Below are 19,165 nucleotides of genomic sequence, written 5' to 3'. Positions count from 1 at the left end.
TGCGAATGCGATTCGTGCCCCAAAACCTGTTATTCTTACCTTGGTGGTGAACTGGTTAATTAAACCATTTACGATGGTAGCGATCGCACAGTTTTTCTTAGGATGGTTATTTCGTCCTTTCATTACAGGAACCGAAATCATTCGTGGTAGTGAAGTAGCAATAGCAAATTCTTACATTGCAGGCACCATTTTACTAGGAATAGCTCCTTGTACAGCAATGGTGCTGATGTGGGGGTATCTTTCCTACGGCAACCAAGGACATACCTTGGTAATGGTGGCGGTGAATTCTTTGGCGATGCTATTTTTGTATGCACCGTTAGGTAGATGGTTATTGGCAGCAAATGATTTAACAGTGCCTTGGGAAACAATCGTTTTGTCGGTGCTAATTTATGTTGGATTGCCGTTAATCGCAGGAATGTACAGCCGTTATTGGATTTTCAAACACAAGGGAAGAGAATGGTTTGAACGGCGATTTTTAAAGTATCTCACGCCAATTTCTATCACTGCTTTGTTGATAACTTTGGTGCTGCTATTTGCTTTCAAGGGTGAGTTAATTGTAAATAACCCCTTGCACATATTGTTAATTGCAGTGCCCCTGTTCCTTCAAACGAATTTCATTTTTTTAATTTCCTATGTGGCAGCTTTAAAACTCAACATATCCTATGAAGATGCAGCACCAGCAGCATTAATTGGGGCTAGCAATCATTTTGAAGTTGCCATTGCAACTGCGGTGATGCTGTTTGGATTAAATTCTGGTGCAGCACTAGCCACAGTGGTTGGCGTTTTAATCGAAGTACCAGTGATGTTGATGTTGGTTGAGTTGTGTAAGCGTACAGCGGCTTGGTTTCCACGGGAACCAGAAAAGGCAACGTTGCGTGACCCGCGTTGTATTAGTGCTTTCAAGTAATTGCTGATTTCCATGACAAATTTTTCTCATCCACCCAGAATATTGTTTTTGTATGGCTCTTTGCGAGAGCGTTCTTATAGCCGCCTTTTAGCAGAAGAAGCTGCTCGAATTATCGAGGAATTTGGTGCAGAAGTCCGGTTTTTTGACCCACGGCAATTACCTATTCACAATAGTGTCCCTGATACCCATCCCAAAGTGCAGGAATTACGCCAGCTAAGCCTGTGGTCTGAGGGTCAAGTGTGGTCTTCTTCAGAGATGCATGGCAATATTACTGGTATTATGAAAAACCAAATTGACTGGATTCCTTTAGAATTAGGAGCAGTCAGACCGACTCAAGGCAGAACCTTAGCAGTGATGCAAGTTAGTGGGGGTTCTCAGTCTTTTAACGCCGTCAACACCATGCGGATTTTAGGGCGTTGGATGCGAATGTTTACGATTCCGAATCAGTCTTCGGTTGCTAAAGCTTACCAAGAATTTAACGAAGACGGAACGATGAAGGATTCGCCTTATCGCGACAGACTGATTGATGTCATGGAAGAACTTTATAAGTTCACTTTGTTGTTGCGTGACAAGGTGGATTATCTCACAGACCGCCATAGCGAACGTAAAGAAAAAGCAGCAAAAGCAACCATCAAGGTAGCGAATACTGCCCTTGAGGTTAATGCTACACAAAGCTCATAAAAGTTTTCAACAGTTAACCTATCAACAATTAACAATCAATAAAATCATGAAAAAAGTCATGTTTGTTTGTAAGAAAAATTCCCGTCGTTCTCAAATGGCAGAGGGATTTGCTCGCACTTTAGGAGAAGGCAAAGTTGGCGTCACTAGTTCCGGTTTGGCAGACAGTTACGTAGATCCAACCACTGTCCAAGTGATGTCAGAAATTGGCATTGATATCAGCAACCAAACTTCCAAGCCTTTAAGCGATTTCAAAGCTGAAGATTACAATGCCGTGATTTCTCTTTGTGGTTGTGGAGTGAATTTACCCGAAGAATGGGTGATTAGAGATGTGTTTGAAGATTGGCAACTCGAAGACCCAGAAGGGCAAGATATAGAAACCTTCCGCCGCGTTCGAGATGAAGTTAAAGAAAGAGTGGTGAAGCTGATTGAATCTTTGAGTTAATTTCTATCTCGCATTATACAGCAGTATCAAATTCACCTCCCCAGACGTTAGAAGCCAAGACTTTCGTAGGTGAGTTCCTGATTTGCCCAGTTGGTTTCTTCAAGAAATTCACTAAATGTGGTCAAAAGTCCAGGGAACTCCTCTTCCCTCAAGCGCTGGACATCAGCTTGATAACCCTTAGTGCAATACCACTGAATCAAATCGAACAGTTCCTTTCGCATCACAGAGCAGTAACATAATGATAAATTAGACAATTAGACAAAGCAGGGTATGGCAGCCAATCCAGAAAGCATCGACTCATTCCGAGCCTTGGCACTCCAGGTAACATGTCACGCCGTTAACCAGGCAACTGACCGCCAAGAAGCCCGCTCTTTGATGCAAAATACTATCAACCGCTTGGCACAACAAATCGCTGCCAGCATCGCTTTCATCGGCTTCGACTGTCGTTTAATTGTTCTACCGGAATACTTCCTTACGGGTTTTCCGATGGGAGAGTCACTTGCTGTCTGGGCGGAAAAAGCTTGTCTAGAAATGGCGGGTACTGAATATGAGGCACTTAGTAAAATTGCCCAAAAGCATAGTATATTTCTTGCTGGCAACGCCTACGAACTCGACCCCAACTTTCCTGGGTTGTACTTTCAAACTTGCTTTGTTCTCGACCCGTCGGGGTCAGTTGTCTTGCGGTATCGGCGGTTAAATTCTATGTTTGCTCCGACACCGCATGATGTTTGGGATAAGTATCTTGATTGCTACGGATTGGAAGGCGTGTTTCCGGTTGCAAAAACTGCAATTGGTAATTTGGCGGCGATCGCATCAGAAGAAATTTTGTATCCGGAAGTGACACGATGTTTGGCAATGCGAGGGGCAGAAATTTTTCTTCATTCAACTTCAGAAGTGTATGGCAAAGAACGCGCTCCTAAAGAAGCGGCAAAAATCTGCCGTGCTGTAGAAAATATGGCATACGTAGTCTCAAGCAATACGGCAGGCATCGCTAATATCCCCATTCCTGTGGCTTCTGCCGATGGTGGCTCTAAAATCATTGATTATCGAGGACTGGTCTTAGCAGAGACAGATTCTGGAGAGAGCATGGCAGCTTTTGCAGAGATAGACATGGCTGCTTTACGCCGCTACCGCCGCCGACCAGGGTTAAATAATTTACTTTCACGACAGCGGTTTGAACTCTACGCAGAAAGTTATCATCACTCGCATTTTTACCCAGCTAACACTATGCTGGAAAAAGAAGTAGACCGTAAACACTTCATCCAAACACAGCAAGAAACGATAGAGCGCCTAGCTAAACTAGGGGTAATTTGAGCCATGTCTAAACCAATAGAAGTCCGTAACCCCCGGACTGGAAAATTTGATTATGTCATTATACCTCCACCCTCAAAGTTGATAGCACAGCAGTGCAACCGCTCACGGAGAGCGCAAAAAAGCTGGCTACAGCTTGGTTTAGAAGGGAGAATCGAAGCTTTACAGCAGTGGAAGCAAGCTATATTATCCGGGCGCGATAAACTGACTGAAGCTTTGGTCAATGATACGGGCAGGTTATCAATCTCGGTATTAGAAATTGACTCATTCCTCTCCAGCATTGACCGTTGGTGTAAATTAGCAAGAGAACTGCTGCAAGAATCTAAAAAAGACACGGCAATTTCTTTTATCGAGCTGCAACAAACAGCGGTTCCTTATCCCCTGGTTGGGGTAATTAGCCCGTGGAATTTTCCCCTGTTGCTTGCGACAATTGATACAATCCCTGCATTGCTGGCGGGTTGTGCCGTCATCGTCAAACCCAGTGAGATTGCTCCTCGCTTTGTGGCACCGCTGTTAACAGCACTCAACGCCGTCCCAAAATTACGCGACGTATTAACTTTTGTGGAGGGAGCAGGTGAAACAGGAGCGACTCTCATCGAATATGTGGATCTGGTGTGCTTTACTGGGAGTGTGGCGACGGGGCAAAAAGTTGCACAAGCCGCAGCTAAACGCTTCATTCCTGCTTTTTTAGAATTAGGCGGCAAAGACCCAGCTATTGTCCTGCCATCAGCCGATTTGGACTTAGCAACATCAGCAATTTTGTGGGGTTCTGTCGTCAATACTGGACAGTCATGCCTCTCCATTGAACGGATCTACGTTGCTGAATCTATTTTTGAACAGTTTGTCGAAAAACTGGTAGCCAAAGCGCAACGGCTTCACTTAGCCTACCCTACAGTGGAAAGCGGGGAAATTGGTCCTATTATTGCAGAGAGACAAGCAGCAATTATCAGCGACCATTTGCTAGATGCAGTGGAACAGGGAGCAGTTGTTCACTGTGGCGGTGAAGTTGAAAATTATGGAGGAGGTTGGTGGTGTCATCCTACAGTTCTCACTTCTGTTAACCATTCTATGAAGGTGATGAGCGAAGAGACATTTGGTCCTATTATGCCAGTGATGCCTTTTTCCACAGTTGAAGAAGCGGTGAACTTGGCCAATGACTCAATTTATGGACTGAGTGCAGCGGTTTTTGCCTCCTCGGAAGCAGAAGCTTTGGAAGTCGCACGCTACGTAGATGCGGGTGCTATCAGTATCAACGATGCTGCTCTCACCGCCCTTATGCACGAGGGAGAGAAAAATGCTTTTAAATTTTCTGGTATGGGTGGATCGCGCATGGGACCTGCGGCGCTGACACGTTTTATGCGAAAAAAAGCTTTTTTGGTGAAAACAAACCCTATTGCTGATCCTTGGTGGTTTGATAGTAAATAAAGCTTTTTCCTGCTGAAACTGCTTCAAAAGCATAGGAAAACTTTTAAGAAAAGCCAATGAGTTTCTATGCAATGAGTTTGTCCAGCCAGTGTGGAGATCATATTAAGCTTATAAGGCTTTATCCCACTCTAACTGATGAGCTAAACCATACTTGATAAAATCTTCAACTTTCGCTTTATCACTTTTACCAAAAACACCTAAACTGTAAGGATTATCTTGCATACGTTCTGTGACTTGCTCTTTTTCAAATCGTATCAATTCGTCTCTAGGCTTATCCGGTTTAAAAAAGTCTACAACCAAAACAGTTCTGTCATAATTCGTGTAATTATGCGGGCAGTGTGGATAGCTGTGATCTAAAACCATGAATTTTCCTTCATGCCAATAAAGCTGCTCATGGCATATTTTCATAGCTATATCCCCTGGTGGCACGATTAAGCCTAGATAGCCACGATTCATATGAGGGTTATAGTTCACATGTAGCTTGATATCCAAGCCTGGATGGAATGTACCAAAATACGCATTTCTGATTATATTATCATCGTTCAAGTTGACTTTTTCTATCACCTTAGCCAAATTTGGGAAATATTTCTCTCTTAATGCAAGTGCTTTTTCTGATGCATCATTTTGGCTATAATTAGGATATTGTATTTGATGAAAGTGAATATATTCTTCAATAAATATACCTTGGAATAAAATACCAAAAGCACTATATTTGGAATTGCCTTTGGTTTTAATAGTTTTACTTTTAGGTCCTAAAATATCATAAGTGAATTGTAACTCCTCATCAGATGCGTGCTTAATAAAGTGTGTAAACTCATCTCTAATCACTTGCCAATTATCTTGGAAGCTTTTAAGAAAAGGAAATTGCTTTGGGTCTAGATGATACTCATTAAAACTTTCCATTATCTTTTCTCCTGAAGATGATTGAAAAAAAACGTTACATGGTGATGAGATTTGGTCTGTATCCCGGTAGGAGATTGGAATTCCTGACTAAACCAGAGTATTTTTCGATGAATAGTTAAAAGACCATGCTTAGAGTTCTAGTTATAAATTTATATAACGGTTGAATGGAATAATATTATCTGTGCTGATGTTCTTAAATTTTTGGGTTATGTACTCATTTTAACGTGAGTTCGACGGAATTAAAAAACAGCAGCAGGTAGTGGTGCGGCGATGCAGAAACTGCCACCTTGTCCTATCAAACACGCACTCGCGTTCGGTGTATGTAACTTATGGTCGATAGGAGTGATCACTCCCGACCATCCCAAGTTTACGCTTTTATCTAGAGAGTGAAAATGTCTTGACCGGGGGTCAGCAAATTGTCAGGATCGTAACGTCGCTTGGCATTTACCAATCTGCTCCAAGCTGAACCAAAATGCTGCTGCCAATCCGAGTGAGAAAATTTAATAGCGTCTACGGGATAGCGAGTACCGCCAATATCACGGTTTTTCTCAAAAAATCTCCGATTGTCATCAAGCATTTTGCGAATCGTAGCATCATCAAGCGGTGCAGTCCGTAGAATAGAAAAGAGAAACACAACCTGCTCGTTGGGTGTCCGAAATAAAGGCAGCTTAAAACGATCGCTTTTGACAGGGTACAGCAGAATTGGACTATTTCCTGTATCAGCCAGTGTTAAAGTAGAAACCAGATCGCCAACATATTGCTCAACGGCTGTACTCGGAACGAAGAGGTTAATCCAAGGATGAGGGTTAGACCAAACACCAATCGATTGGAGGAAAGCAATAGTGGGAGCTAAGCGATTGAGAAAGTCGAAATAAGTCTTATCTTCAATTTGTTCGGTGCCCCGAGTGTAGCTTAAGGAGGCAAGCAGGCTGATATTGTCTGGTTCATTAGGCGGCGTATAAAAGCTACCTGCCTCCAACATATAGCGCCATCCGCCGTTAGGATCGCTTACAACCTGACCTTCTACGTAATTGAATCGTTCATCTTCAATAAGTAAGCGTTGGTCATGAGTAAATGTAGCCAAATCATCGTAATACAAAAAAAACACACGGGCATGGGTGAAGGCTTCGATTAGCCGAATTGTAGCTTGTACTATAATTCCACACTGACCCAAACCAGCTAGCACTGCTTCAAATAAATCGCGGTTTTTATCGGGGGAACAAGTTTCTAGCTTACCCTCACCTGTCACAACCTGAAGAGATAGCACATTATCAACCTGTACCCCATAGCGATGGCTCGCGCCGCCGATGCCGCCTACTGACAAGGTTCCTCCAATCGACAGTTCGATGTAATCGGTGAGGACTGGTGGTGTCAATTGTTGCTGTAGCGTTGCTTGCAATAGCTGACTCCACACTACCCCTGCGTCAACAACAGCCTGTTTTGCACTAATAGAATGGATTTTGTTTAGTGTACTCATATCAATGATTACACCCTCTTCTACTTGTGCCTGACCGTAACAGGAGTGACCCTGACCGCGTGCGGCAACCTTAAGGCTGTGAGTACGAGCAAATCTGATAATGTTGACGATATCATCAATCGAACCTGGTTTAAGTACGGCTTTTGGGTGACGATGCACTAGGTGACCAAAATCATCACTCACATTTGCGCGTGTGGCATCATCAGTGTAAAGTACTCCATCTAAATGCGGCAGGTTGACAAACGAGTGTGCTGCGCTTGCAGATGTTGCCCACGAACAATTCGCTGTATCAAACCCAACGACAACAGCACTAGCAATCAAACCTTGCAAAATATTGCGACGCGAAACATTATTCTTCATGAGGAATTCTCTTACAAGAAATAGTTATCAGCGGTAAACCCACGCATTGATGTGGACTCTCAGTGCTAGAAGCACCATTTGTGCTGTGCTTGCTTTAAAGGCGGGGAGCGAAGTTGCGAAGATAGCACACAAAGCACAGATGACAACCCACTTAAAATACCGTATGTCATTTTTGAAACCACTGCTGTATTGCTTCAAAATCAATCTTCATTTGAAGGCGATCGCCTGATTTTGCTCTCTTTACATTTCTTTAGAAACAGCGTTCGGCTTAAGCCACTACACTTGTCTTGAGTGTTAATATTCTCTAATAACTGATTTGGCTGCTTACACCTATTTACCTCAAAAACCGTCTCTTGATATTTATCCTAAAGACTTACCTGCTCTACCTCCTGCTGTTTTTTAATTCCGTCGAACTCACGTCATTTTAGTGTGAGGTCAACTGTGTCTGAAGCTGCCGTATTAGATTTAATTATCAAAAATGTGCGGGTAGTTCGTCCCCATCATGAAGCTGTCGAACTACTTGATTTAGGAATTAAGGATGGAAAATTTGCTACTATTGCTCCTAATATTAGCCCAGACAACGGCAAAGAAGTACTGGATGGCAAAAACTTCCTGGGGTTTCCTGGGGTGGTGGATGCCCATATGCACATCGGTATCTATCAACCCCTCGACAAAGATGCTGTGACTGAAACCAAAGCTGCCGCAATGGGGGGAGTCACAAGTAGTCTCAATTACATCCGTACAGGACAATATTATTTAAACAAAGGCGGTTCCTACCGCGATTTTTTTCCAGAAGTATTAGCGTTATCCGCAGGTCATTTTTTTGTTGATTATGGGTATCACGTCGCACCTATAGCTAGCCAGCATATCGACGAAATACCTCTACTGTTTGAAGAACATGGTGTATCTTCGTTTAAAATTTTCATGTTTTATGGCGGCTATGGGTTACATGGTTTGTCAGATCAGCAAAATCTCTTTTTGATGATTAATAAAGAGGAACGCTACGACTTCGCTCATTTTGAATTTATTATGCGCCGTCTCACTCGCTTGATGGAAGAACATCCAGAAGCGCGAGATACTATTAGCTTAAGTTTGCACTGCGAAGTTGCAGAAATTCTCAACGCCTATACCAAAATAGTTGAAAATGATTCTAGTCTTAGCGGACTGCATGCCTACAGTGCAGCACGTCCCCCTCATTCTGAAGGATTAGCAATTTGCATTGCTTCCTATTTGGCACATGAGACTAACTGTGCAAATATCAATTTGTTGCACCTAAGCTCGCGTAAGGCAATGGAAGCAGCTTTGACTATGCAAACTGCTTTTCCCCATATCAACTTTCGGCGAGAAGTGACCGTCGGACATTTGCTATTAGATGTTGATACCCCTGCGGCTACTTGGGCAAAAGTAAACCCCCCTATTCGTCCCCGTGCCGATGTGGAATACTTATGGCAAGCAGTACTCAACCATCAGGTAGATTGGATAGTGAGTGACCATGCTTGCTGTTCTGCCGAACAAAAAAGAAGTGCTAAAGACCGAAATAATATTTGGTTGGCAAAGTCTGGTTTTGGTGGTACAGAATATTTACTTTCTGGCGTATTTAGTGAAGGTCGTAAGCGGGGAATGTCGTACAACCACATGGCTAAGCTGCTATCTTGGAATCCGTCGCGGCGCTTTGGTTTGTTACAAAAAGGGGATATTGCGATTGGCTACGATGCTGATTTAGTACTGGTAGATCCAAATGAAACCTTTGTGGTACGTGCTGCTGAATCCGAGTCACAACAAAGTTACACACCCTTTGAAGGGGTAGAGTTAACGGGACGGGTGAAAAGTACTTTTTTACGTGGAAATCTTATCTACAATAATGGACAGGTTCTAGGTTCACCCACTGGACGTTATTTAAAACAGTGAACAGTGAACAGTACCAGCCGCAGTGACGCCCTGGGGCTGGTGGGGGATTTAAACCCGCCACCAACGCTTTCTGTGCTCTTGGTGGGGGACTTAAACATGCAAAGGATGAAACTGATAACTGATAACTGATAACTGGTAACTGTTAAAAAGATGTTAAAGGAATCTCCGCAGAAATCTTGTTGCTTAAAATCTTAATTACTATCTACCAAGACAAGGAATTGTGCTATGTCTGCCATTCGAGAGGAAATGCCTGTACTTACCCGCCATGAAGGAGATTGGGTTGGTACTTATATACTGGTTGATACAAAAGGAAATATCCTTGACAAACATGATTCTCACTTAAGTTGCCAGTTTCCAGAAGACGGTTCCTACTCCTACTACCAAATTAATCGCTATAAATGGTCTGATGGAAAACAGGAGGAACACCAATTTCCGGGAAACTATCGGGACAAGAAGATATGGTTTGATACAGAGCGCATTGAAGGAAAAGCCTGGGAAGTAGATGATGCAACAATTATTTTGTGGTTTTCCTACAAGACTATGCCAGGTATGTACTTGTATGAAATGATTAATCTCAGTTCTTGCAATAACTATCGTTCACGTACTTGGCACTGGTTTAAGAATCATCAGCTCTTCCAGCGCACGCTAATTCAAGAAGAACGTCTACGATAAGAAGAAGTTGAGCGATCGCCCAAAGGACAGACGCTGCTAGGCGTATCGCAGATGATTTATAAAGTGAATCTTCAGGGTGCGTTCACCGAGAGTACGGCACCATAGTTATATAATGCGTAACTGGTTAGTGGTTAGTAGTTAGTAGAAAACCCGACTAACTACTAACAATTCCCAATCTAAAATCTAAAATTAGCAAGGAAAAAGCATGGCAAAAGCTGACAAAATAAATTTTTCTACAGCGAGTGGTTTTCCAGAATTTCTTCCTGGCGAAAAGCGCTTGGAATTATATTTATTAGATACTATCCGTAAAGTTTTTGAAAGCTATGGATTTACACCTATAGAAACTCCCGCAGTAGAACGCTTGGAAGTTTTGCAAGCCAAAGGCAATCAAGGCGACAACATTATCTATGGTATTAATCCCATTCTGCCACCAAATCGCCAAGCAGAGAAAGATAAGGCAGGTGAAACAGGTTCAGAAGCAAGAGCTTTAAAATTTGACCAAACAGTTCCTTTGGCGGCGTATATTGCCCGTCACCTCAATGACTTAACCTTTCCCTTTGCTCGCTACCAGATGGATGTGGTGTTTCGCGGAGAAAGGGCAAAAGATGGACGTTACCGCCAGTTCCGTCAGTGCGATATTGATGTTGTCGCCCGTCGCGAACTGAGTTTGCTCTACGACGCTCAGATGCCTGCTATTATCACTGAGATATTCGATGCAGTTAATATTGGTGATTTTCTGATTCGTATCAATAATCGTAAAATTCTCACTGGTTTCTTTAAGTCAGTGGGGATTGAAGAAACCAAAATTAAATCTTGCATTGGCATTATTGATACTTTGGAAAAAGTCGGTGAGAAGAAGGTAAAACAGGAATTAGAAAAAGAAGGTATTTTAGCAGAGACAAGTCAAAAAATTATCGATTTTGTTCATATTAATGGCACAGTTGATGAGGTACTAGATAAGCTCAAGTACCTGGCTCAAACAACACCAGAAGCCGAGGAATTTAGTCTGGGAGTGACGGAGTTAGAAACAGTTATTACTGGAGTTCGCAATCTTGGAGTTCCGGAAAATCGTTTCTGTATTGACTTATCCATTGCTCGCGGTCTTAATTATTATACGGGTACAGTGTACGAAACAACCCTTATAGGACATGAAGCTTTGGGCAGCATTTGTTCTGGCGGTCGGTATGAAGAATTAGTCGGGATGTTTTTGGATGAAAAAATGCCGGGAGTGGGCATTTCTATTGGCTTAACTCGCTTAATTAGTCGGTTGATCAAAGCTGGTATTCTCAATACCTTAGCTGCCACACCAGCCCAAGTGATGGTAGTGAATATGCAAGATGATTTGATGCCTGTTTATTTGAATGTGTCGCAAAAGCTACGTAAGGCTGGAATTAATGTTATCACGAATTTTGAACAGCGACCTTTAGGCAAACAATTTCAACAGGCTGAAAAACAGGGAATTCCATTTTGTGTGATTATTGGTTCTGAAGAAGCAACAGCGCAAAAGGCTTCTTTCAAAGATTTAAGAACACGCGAGCAGGTGGAGGTAGCGCTGGAAGATTTGGCTGAGGAAATTAAACGAAGACTTGGGTAATTTCTCGTTCCCACGCAAAGCGTGGGAATGCCTTGCTTGAGAGTCTCGCGATCGCCAGGTATTTGCAGACTAAAGCTTGGTAAAGAGTGAAGATTTGTGTAGTTCTAAATTTATCAGGGGGATATGAACCAACCAATCAAGCGAGCCTTTTTAGACACCGAAGACGGGCAGATTCTTTACCGCATAGGTGGTGAAGGAAAACCTCTGCTTTTACTACATCAGAACCAAACAAGTAGTAACGAGTATCGAGAGTTGATGCCTATTTTAGCAAAAAATCGATATGTCATTGCTATGGACTTTTTCGGTTTCGGTGATTCAGATAAACCCCCCAAAATGTATTCAATTGAGGACTACGCTAAAACCGTCATCTTGCTTTTAGACGAATTAGGCATAAAAAACACAAGCATCTTGGGAAACCATACGGGTGCTTTTGTAGCAGGAGAGGTAGCAGCAGGATATCCTGAACGAGTCGAAAAACTTATCTTATCTAATCCCGTTGTCTTTGGTGAAGAAGGAAAAGCAGCCCTATTAAGAAGATTTTCTGAAGGTTTTCAGATAAAAACAGACGGCTCCCACCTTGTGGAAAGATGGGCAGCCCGTGCAAACTATGTAGAATCTGCTGAATTAAATCACAGTTTGGTATTAGATGATTTAAAATGCTTTGGCTATCCTTTATATGCAGTTTGGGCTGTAGCAAACTACTGTTCAAAAACAGAAGAAAGATTTCGACAAATAAAATGTCCTTCCCTAATTCTATGGGGAACTGAGGACATGAAACAGTTTGAACGGTTGGGTTTAGCAAAGGCAGACAATCAGCATTTGATTTTCACAGCAATTCCTCATGGAAAAGTGGTTGAGATTGAAGGCGGAACTATATGCATGATGAACCAGAGATTTGAAGAAATATCGAAGTATGTAATCGAATTTCTAGATGATAAAGGTGTTTAACATCACAGCGAGGATGTTCTCAAAAATATGGCAAGAAAGCACATTGAATTTATTCAATCAGGGGATGTCGAGCAGAAACCTTGGGTTGTGGATGGTCTTTTAGAAGGCGCTCAGACACAGATTCTGAGCTTCGATACCGAAACTGGCGCGTCCACTGAAATTGTCAAGTGGAAACACAACTGGGAGAGCAGTTCTGGTTATTTCAACTGCGACGTGGAAATTTTTGTACTTAGCGGACAGTTGCAGATAGGGCAACTCCGTCTCGGACGCTACACTTACGGCTTCATTCCAGAAGGTGTTTGCATTGAAGGGTGGAGCGCTCAGGAAAATACCACAGCTCTTTGGATGCCAGAACGTCATCCCAGCTTTGTGACATCCCTGACCGATGCGCCAGGAGCAAAAAGAGAATTATATATACCCTCGTCCAGTTCGCAATTGATTCCCTGGTCTTCAACTATCACCCCAGGCTTTCCGCAAGGAGCCATGAGAAAAACCTTACGCAAGGGACCAGAGGGCGGAAGAAGTACTTGGCTGCTCGGGTGTTTACCGCAGTTTGCCCTAACTTTTGCAGAGTATCATCCTGTTCCTGAGGAGGAGTTTGCACTTCAGGGAAGCATGACAACACATACAGGTGACATGACTCCAGGCTGTTACTTTTGGCGTCCAGAACTAATTCCACATGCCCCGGCATATACTGAAACAGGATACTTTGCCTTTGTGCGCGGAGGCAATCCCCATCTTTCATACCATGCCTGGGAACCCCCTTTTCACACGTACTATCCTTGGCATTGGAACAAATGAGTTCACTCAGCTACAAAAAACTGATTGCAAAACAGTTTGCCCAAGATTTCAAATCAGCTATTGAAATCATAGAACTTCCCATTCCCGAACCTGCACCAGATGAAATTGTCATTCGCAACAAATTCGCTGGAATTAACGCCGGGTTTGACACCTTAATTTGCCGAGGCGATGTGAGTTACGTTAACTTAACTCCTCCCTTTGATTTGGGTGTGGAAGCGGTGGGAGAAGTGGTAGCCATAGGAGATAATGTCAAAGATTTCCAAGTTGGTGATGCGGTAGTCACTACTGTGCGTGGCGGAGGGTATCGCGAGTACCAAGCAATAAATGCCAACTTGGCTGTTAAGGTGCGTGAAGCTACGCCAAAGGTGCTAACCCTGATGCCTACTGGTGTATCAGCTTTGGTAGCCTTAGAACAAGTGGGGGAAATGAAAAGCCAAGAAGTTGTCTTGGTGACAGCGGCGGCGGGTGGAACCGGACATATTGCGGTGCAACTGGCAAAGTTAGCGGGTAATCATGTGATTGGTACTTGTGGTTCGGATGCGAAAGGAGAGTTGCTGAGAGAGTTGGGATGCGATCGCATCATAAACTACCGCACACAAAACCTCAATCAAGTCCTCAAGCAAGAATATCCCAATGGCGTTAACTTAGTTTTTGAATGTGTGGGTAAACAAGTCTTTGATACCTGTGTGGATAATTTGGCAGTTCGCGGACGTTTAGTTGTGGTTGGTTTTGTTTCCGAGTATGCCAACAACATCGAGCAACTGACACAAGCGCGAATTTATCACAAGTTGTTTTGGAAAGCAGCTTCAGTGCGGGGATTTCTCATGCCTTTGTATAAAGAGTATATGGTTGAGGCACGCGATCGCCTCTTAAACCTGTTCTACACAAACAAACTAAAAGTTGCTGTTGACTCAACCCCATTTCACGGCATAGAATCCATTCCTGCTGCTGTCGAATACCTGCTCAGTGGTCAAAATTGCGGCAAAGTCGTTGTCAGATTTTAGGAAATAGTCATAAGCTGAAAATTCTACAATTTGCACACCATATTTAAATTAAACTCTTGTGGGGTGGGCATCTTGCCCGCCCAAATCATACAAGTTAAATGTAGAACAGCTTAGTCATATATTTAGCAGTATAGAGGAAGTCACGATGCCACAATCAGAGAATACTTTAACAGTTGCTCATCAAGCATTTGAACACTTCCAGCATGGTTTGGCAACAGGCGAGTGGAACCAGTTCTTAGATATGCTCACAGAAGACTTTAGCTTCTGGTTTCCCATGGGAAAATTTCACGGGTTGAATGAGGGAAAAGAGAAAGCGAAAGAATTTTTCCAATATGTTTCTCAAGCTTATAAAAGCGGTCTAACTGTTACATTAGACCGCGTTACGAGTAATGAGACAACAGTTGTTTTTGAGTTCCGGGATGAAGGATTGTTGTTTGGAGAACTTTACAAAAATCGGGTAGCGGTTTCCTTTGATGTGCGAGGAGACAAAATTTGCAGTTACAGAGAATATTTTGGCAGTGATGGCAAATCGAATTAAAGTAGGACTGCGTTAGTTTGTCTCAGCATTTTTTTGATTGAGTTCTCTGCACTTAGCCTCGGCTGCTTGATAAGCTTCTTGGTAACTTTTATCACCCAACATCACGTTGCCGTAATACTCGTAAGGTGGATCACCATAGATTGGCAGTGGGTCGTCTTCTGGATAATCTTCTTTAGATTCTTCTATGATTGCTTTCAGTTCTTTTACGGTTAAAGTTTGTGCTGGAAAGTACCATATTTCTTGAGCATTCTTGTTCAAGTACGGTAGTGTTGGATCGACTATGCTATTTTCCAGTTCAATCCAACCGTGTTCGATGGGTTTGTATGGCTTGCCAGCAAACGCTAAAAAGCCCTGTACATAAACTGCTCCCTGCGTCGCCAATGCTGCTCTGTAAGCATTCTGAAACTGGGTTTTAGGCTTGCTTTTTACGCGTTGGGCAACGTCAACAGAAAGCGCTTCATCCAATGGTTTGTTCATCGACAGTGAGGATTAAGCAGCAACTACAACATACTAGCATCAGTACCTGTCCCTGCTCGTCTGCTACTTTGATATTTTCTATTGATTCAATAGACTCTTCAACTCTGCATCTGTAAACGGATTCTTGCCAGCGCGTAAATCCTTCACCCACCGTTGCCGTTGTGATTTTCGCTCCTTATCATCAGTCTGGGCAATAAATGCCTCAAAATCCTCAATTGCTCCTTGAGTATTACCTGTCAGCGCTCTAGCGAAGCCGCGACTATCGCGAATTTCTCCATCATTAGGAGCAAGCCGCACCGCTTTTTCACAGGCAAACATGACATCAGCAGCATGACGACGTAAGCTACCGTCCCAGCAAAGAGAATTCCAAGATTCAGCGTCAATTTGCACTTTTGGATCGAGCTGTTGGGCTTGTGTGTAAGCTGCGATCGCTTCTTTTACTTTACCTTCATTTGCAAAGCTCTTTCCTTCTGTAATCAAGGACTCAGCCTTTCCTTTGTTAGCAAACTCTTGTGCTTTTGCTTTTGGGTCTAATTTTAAATTAGAATCCCATGTTTGTGCTTTATAGAACTTATTAATAGCAGCATTAATATTACCGTTTCGCGCTAGTTCCTCACCTTGAGTAACCAATGCTGGAGCCGCTTTAACCCGGATAGAATCGTTTTGGCACGCCTTTAGTTCTTCTAACACATCAGTATGAGTAGTCAGGTAACTATTGAGCCAAGTGCAACCATCTCTGACTAAATTCTCTAAATTGAAATTCCATAAAATTGCTGTGTTGTCAGAACTTCCACTAGCTAAAGTTTTGCCATCCGGACTGAAACTGACGCTATAGACTGCATTGCGATGCCCACTGAGAGTTTTGAGTTGTTTGCCTGTGGCAATATCCCAGAGTTTGATCGTTACGTCCCAACTACTAGAAGCTAAAGTCTTGCCATCTGGGCTGAAACTGACGCTATACACCGCACTGCTATGTCCGATGAGGGTTTTGAGTTGTTTACCAGTTGCTACATCCCAAAGTTTGATGGTACTGTCCCAACTAGCAGAAGCTAAAGTTCTGCCATCGGGACTGAAACTAACGCTATAGACTCCATTGCGATGCCCACTGAGGGTTTTGAGTTGTTTGCCTGTGGTAACATTCCAGAGTTTGATGGTTTTATCCCAACTAGCAGAAGCTAAAGTTTTGCCATCGGGACTGAAACTGACACTATAGACTGCATCGTTATGTCCACTGAGGGTTTTGAGTTGTTTGCCCGCCGCCACATCCCAAAGTTTAATGGTCTTATCCCAACTAGTAGAAGCTAAAGTTTTGCCATCTGGGCTGAAACTAACGCTATAGACTCCATTGCGATGCCCACTGAGGGTTTTGAGTTGTTTGCCTGTGGTAACATTCCAGAATTTGATGGTCTTATCCCAACTAGCAGAAGCTAAAGTTTTGCCATCGGGGCTGAAACTAACGCTATAGACTTCATTGCGATGCCCACTGAAAGTTTTGAGTTGTTTGCCTGTGGTAACATTCCAGAGTTTGATGGTCTTATCCCAACTAGCAGAAGCTAAAGTTTTGCCATCGGGGCTGAAACTGACGCTATACAGCGTATTGTTATGTCCACTGAGGGTTTTAAGTTGTTTGCCTGTGGTGATCTCCCAAAATTTGATGGTGTTCTCAGCACCAGCAGAAGCTAAAGTTTTGCTATCTGGACTGAAACTGACACTATGAACTAGATCGCTATGCCCACTAAGCGTTTGAAGTTGTTTGCCAGTTGCTACATCCCAACGTTTGATGGTACTGTCCCAACTACCAGAAGCTAAAGTTCTGCCATCCGGACTGAAACTGACGCTATAGACTCGATTGCGATGCCCACTGAGGATTTTGAGTTGTTTGCCTGTGGTAACATTCCAGAGTTTGACGGTTTTATCCCAACTAGCAGAAGCTAAAGTTTTGCCATCCGGACTGAAACTGACACTATAGACTGCATCGCTATGCCCACTGAAGATTTTGAGCGATTTTCCTATGGCAACATCCCAGAGTTTGATGGTCTTATCCCAACTAGCAGAAGCTAAAGTTTTGCCATCCGGACTGAAACTGACACTATAGACTGCATTGCGATGCCCACTGAGGGTTTTGAGTTGTTTACCTGTGGTAACATTCCAGAGTTTGATGGTCTTATCAGCACCAGCAGAAGCTAAAGTTTTGCCATCCGGACTGAAACTGACACTATAGACTGCATCGCTATGCCCACTGAAGGTTCTGAGTTGTTTGCCAGTTGCTACATCCCAAAGTTTGATGGTCTTATCAGCACTTGCAGAAGCTAAAGTTTTGCCATCCGGACTGAAATTGACGCCATACACCCCATCATTGTTATGCCCACTGAAGGTTTTGAGCGATTTTCCTGTGGCAACATCCCAGAGTTTGATGGTGCTGTCCCAACCAGCAGAAGCTAAAATCTTGCCATCGGGACTAAAATTAACCAGGATGACTGAACTGTCATGTCCTTCTAAGCGGTTATGCTCACTGACATTGTACACTGCTTGTCGTAGTGCTGCCACTACCTGAATCCGGCTATTTGTTGATGCCAAGCCTAAATTTTTCAGTTTTCCTACCGCTTTTAAGGCTTCTATCAGAGCATCAAAATATTGCCATGATGCAAAAAACACTTCTGAAGAATTAGTCAGTGCATTGATTTCGCTGATTTCGGCTTTTTTTCTTTGCTGTTGTGCTTGTGTTCTTTGCTCTTGTGCCCGCCGTGCTGATTCAAACGCTGTAGCTGTCAGCACAGCCAATACCAATCCTGCTGCAACTGATCCTGCTAGTGCTATTTTAAGAAAACGATTGAGCTTTTGTTCACTGAGCTTTCTTTGCTTTCGTTCCCTTTCCAGTTCCGCCATTAACTCTTTTAACTTCGGTTCTTGTTGCTGGCGGATAAACGCGGCTAAATAATCATGCACCAGTTGATAGCGATTTGCTGGATTTTCCCGCAGCAAAACCACCAAGCCTGATTCCACAAAAATCTCTAAAATCAAATCTAACTTGCTGGCTTCTTTGCTTACATCTGCTGCTAACGCCTGCAAATCCCGTTCCAATTCAGCACGAGTCTTCAACGGGCGAGTTCCTTTTTCATCCGTCAGCAAGTACATCACAAATTCCGCCGTTTGCTGATTTTCTGCGCCGCAATCCTCAACGACTGCATTTAGGTAGCGTTTTACGAGTTCTTCCTTTGTGCCACACTCCCGATATTTTACCAAAGTTGTAATCTTTTCCGTTTGCAGTTGCGCCCCCACCACCTGCAACTCAATCGGGCGTACTTCCCCCAGCTCTTGCGCTAAATCCTGCACCAGTTCCTCAACTAAAGCAGGTTCTAAGTGAAAATGACCACGCTCTGTTAATTGCTCAATAATTGATTTAGCATCAGTCGGTGAAAAATTCCCCAACTTGTAAAGCACATGATTGCTGAGAATATCATTGCTAATAATCTTCATGCTGGGCAAGTCGTTGCACTCCAGCAAATAATGCAGGTAATCCACCCGCAGCGACAAAATCACCTTCACCGACAGAACGTTGAGACACTCGCCCACAAACTCAAAAAATTGCCGCCTTTGCTGTGGTGCGATGTCAACAAAGAAAAATTCCTCAAATTGGTCAAAAATGAGTACTGGGCGGAGATTCTGTGTTTCGCACTGTCGCAATTGTTTTAAAAGTGCAGTTGGGGAGTGAGGCGT

General features: G+C 43.2%; 17 protein-coding genes and 1 pseudogene. 13 read left to right on the top strand and 5 right to left on the bottom strand.

Annotation, left to right across the window (positions count from 1 at the left end; translation table 11 throughout):
- The 3 genes from arsB to arsC form a co-directional block, all read left to right on the top strand.
- Window positions 1-907: ACR3 family arsenite efflux transporter (arsB, locus tag V5G28_RS33900; protein WP_332992113.1), on the top strand; the 907-nt coding region annotated here is incomplete at its 5' end.
- A gap of 12 nt (window positions 908-919) precedes the next feature.
- On the top strand, window positions 920-1,588 hold the full coding sequence (gene arsH, locus V5G28_RS33895; protein ID WP_332992110.1) for an arsenical resistance protein ArsH: 669 nt from the start codon (window positions 920-922) through the stop codon (window positions 1,586-1,588).
- Between the two features lie 46 nt (window positions 1,589-1,634).
- A complete protein-coding gene (gene arsC, locus V5G28_RS33890) occupies window positions 1,635-2,030 on the top strand; it encodes an arsenate reductase, glutathione/glutaredoxin type (protein ID WP_332992107.1) in 396 nt (131 codons plus the stop codon).
- Between the two features lie 47 nt (window positions 2,031-2,077).
- On the opposite strand, the gene V5G28_RS33885 is transcribed toward arsC, so the two are convergent.
- Complete coding sequence (locus tag V5G28_RS33885; RefSeq protein ID WP_332992106.1) at window positions 2,078-2,251, bottom strand: hypothetical protein; 174 nt, start codon at window positions 2,249-2,251, stop codon at window positions 2,078-2,080.
- Window positions 2,252-2,300: 49 nt separating this feature from the next.
- Between V5G28_RS33885 and V5G28_RS33880 the strand changes: the two genes are divergently transcribed.
- The gene (locus V5G28_RS33880; RefSeq protein ID WP_332992104.1) at window positions 2,301-3,344 is read left to right on the top strand and encodes a nitrilase-related carbon-nitrogen hydrolase; all 1,044 of its coding nucleotides are present in this window, start codon (window positions 2,301-2,303) and stop codon (window positions 3,342-3,344) included.
- A 3-nt stretch (window positions 3,345-3,347) separates the two neighbouring features.
- Window positions 3,348-4,766 (top strand): aldehyde dehydrogenase family protein, encoded by a 1,419-nt coding sequence (locus tag V5G28_RS33875; protein ID WP_332992102.1) that lies wholly within the window; start codon window positions 3,348-3,350, stop codon window positions 4,764-4,766.
- A gap of 108 nt (window positions 4,767-4,874) precedes the next feature.
- Here V5G28_RS33875 and V5G28_RS33870 read toward each other — a convergent pair whose 3' ends face one another.
- Window positions 4,875-5,669, bottom strand: a complete 795-nt coding sequence (locus V5G28_RS33870) for an aspartyl/asparaginyl beta-hydroxylase domain-containing protein (RefSeq protein WP_332992100.1) — start codon at window positions 5,667-5,669, stop codon at window positions 4,875-4,877.
- Between the two features lie 379 nt (window positions 5,670-6,048).
- Window positions 6,049-7,506 carry an FAD-binding protein gene (locus V5G28_RS33865; RefSeq protein ID WP_332992098.1) on the bottom strand — a complete coding sequence of 486 codons (1,458 nt, stop codon included), beginning with the start codon at window positions 7,504-7,506 and terminating at the stop codon, window positions 6,049-6,051.
- A 301-nt stretch (window positions 7,507-7,807) separates the two neighbouring features.
- Here V5G28_RS33865 and V5G28_RS36960 point away from each other — a divergent pair.
- The 8 genes and pseudogenes from V5G28_RS36960 to V5G28_RS33830 form a co-directional block, all read left to right on the top strand.
- Window positions 7,808-7,909 (top strand): annotated as a pseudogene (locus V5G28_RS36960) (IS982 family transposase); the annotation flags it as partial.
- Between the two features lie 38 nt (window positions 7,910-7,947).
- Window positions 7,948-9,414 carry an amidohydrolase family protein gene (locus V5G28_RS33860; protein WP_332992094.1) on the top strand — a complete coding sequence of 489 codons (1,467 nt, stop codon included), beginning with the start codon at window positions 7,948-7,950 and terminating at the stop codon, window positions 9,412-9,414.
- 225 nt (window positions 9,415-9,639) lie between these two features.
- Complete coding sequence (locus V5G28_RS33855; protein WP_332992092.1) at window positions 9,640-10,086, top strand: DUF3598 family protein; 447 nt, start codon at window positions 9,640-9,642, stop codon at window positions 10,084-10,086.
- A 205-nt stretch (window positions 10,087-10,291) separates the two neighbouring features.
- Window positions 10,292-11,680, top strand: coding sequence for a histidine--tRNA ligase (hisS, locus tag V5G28_RS33850; RefSeq protein WP_332992089.1), 1,389 nt, complete (start codon window positions 10,292-10,294; stop codon window positions 11,678-11,680).
- Between the two features lie 123 nt (window positions 11,681-11,803).
- A complete protein-coding gene (locus V5G28_RS33845) occupies window positions 11,804-12,628 on the top strand; it encodes an alpha/beta fold hydrolase (RefSeq protein ID WP_332992087.1) in 825 nt (274 codons plus the stop codon).
- A gap of 27 nt (window positions 12,629-12,655) precedes the next feature.
- Window positions 12,656-13,429, top strand: a complete 774-nt coding sequence (locus V5G28_RS33840) for a DUF4437 domain-containing protein (RefSeq protein WP_332992085.1) — start codon at window positions 12,656-12,658, stop codon at window positions 13,427-13,429.
- Complete coding sequence (locus V5G28_RS33835; protein ID WP_332992083.1) at window positions 13,426-14,433, top strand: zinc-binding dehydrogenase; 1,008 nt, start codon at window positions 13,426-13,428, stop codon at window positions 14,431-14,433. The genes V5G28_RS33840 and V5G28_RS33835 overlap by 4 nt, the downstream gene beginning before the upstream one ends.
- 145 nt (window positions 14,434-14,578) lie before the next feature.
- Window positions 14,579-14,971, top strand: coding sequence for a nuclear transport factor 2 family protein (locus tag V5G28_RS33830; RefSeq protein WP_332992081.1), 393 nt, complete (start codon window positions 14,579-14,581; stop codon window positions 14,969-14,971).
- A 12-nt stretch (window positions 14,972-14,983) separates the two neighbouring features.
- On the opposite strand, the gene V5G28_RS33825 is transcribed toward V5G28_RS33830, so the two are convergent.
- Window positions 14,984-15,448 carry a hypothetical protein gene (locus V5G28_RS33825; protein WP_332992080.1) on the bottom strand — a complete coding sequence of 155 codons (465 nt, stop codon included), beginning with the start codon at window positions 15,446-15,448 and terminating at the stop codon, window positions 14,984-14,986.
- Window positions 15,449-15,526: 78 nt separating this feature from the next.
- On the bottom strand, window positions 15,527-19,165 hold a 3,639-nt coding region (locus V5G28_RS33820), incomplete at its 5' end, for an nSTAND1 domain-containing NTPase (RefSeq protein ID WP_442994315.1).

It is taken from the genome of Scytonema sp. PRP1, assembly GCF_036697665.2.
GTDB classification, from domain to species: Bacteria; Cyanobacteriota; Cyanobacteriia; order Cyanobacteriales; family Nostocaceae; genus Kalymmatonema; species Kalymmatonema gypsitolerans.
Note: the sequence above shows the minus strand (reverse complement) of the source record. Positions and strands in the feature narration are given on the sequence as shown.

Coding starts and splice junctions, on each gene's coding strand:
- arsH (WP_332992110.1), top strand. CDS start 920: ATGACAAATTTTTCTCATCCACCCAGAATATTGTTTTTGTATGGCTCT.
- arsC (WP_332992107.1), top strand. CDS start 1,635: ATGAAAAAAGTCATGTTTGTTTGTAAGAAAAATTCCCGTCGTTCTCAA.
- V5G28_RS33885 (WP_332992106.1), bottom strand. CDS start 2,251: ATGCGAAAGGAACTGTTCGATTTGATTCAGTGGTATTGCACTAAGGGT.
- V5G28_RS33880 (WP_332992104.1), top strand. CDS start 2,301: ATGGCAGCCAATCCAGAAAGCATCGACTCATTCCGAGCCTTGGCACTC.
- V5G28_RS33875 (WP_332992102.1), top strand. CDS start 3,348: ATGTCTAAACCAATAGAAGTCCGTAACCCCCGGACTGGAAAATTTGAT.
- V5G28_RS33870 (WP_332992100.1), bottom strand. CDS start 5,669: ATGGAAAGTTTTAATGAGTATCATCTAGACCCAAAGCAATTTCCTTTT.
- V5G28_RS33865 (WP_332992098.1), bottom strand. CDS start 7,506: ATGAAGAATAATGTTTCGCGTCGCAATATTTTGCAAGGTTTGATTGCT.
- V5G28_RS33855 (WP_332992092.1), top strand. CDS start 9,640: ATGTCTGCCATTCGAGAGGAAATGCCTGTACTTACCCGCCATGAAGGA.
- hisS (WP_332992089.1), top strand. CDS start 10,292: ATGGCAAAAGCTGACAAAATAAATTTTTCTACAGCGAGTGGTTTTCCA.
- V5G28_RS33845 (WP_332992087.1), top strand. CDS start 11,804: ATGAACCAACCAATCAAGCGAGCCTTTTTAGACACCGAAGACGGGCAG.
- V5G28_RS33840 (WP_332992085.1), top strand. CDS start 12,656: ATGGCAAGAAAGCACATTGAATTTATTCAATCAGGGGATGTCGAGCAG.
- V5G28_RS33835 (WP_332992083.1), top strand. CDS start 13,426: ATGAGTTCACTCAGCTACAAAAAACTGATTGCAAAACAGTTTGCCCAA.
- V5G28_RS33830 (WP_332992081.1), top strand. CDS start 14,579: ATGCCACAATCAGAGAATACTTTAACAGTTGCTCATCAAGCATTTGAA.
- V5G28_RS33825 (WP_332992080.1), bottom strand. CDS start 15,448: ATGAACAAACCATTGGATGAAGCGCTTTCTGTTGACGTTGCCCAACGC.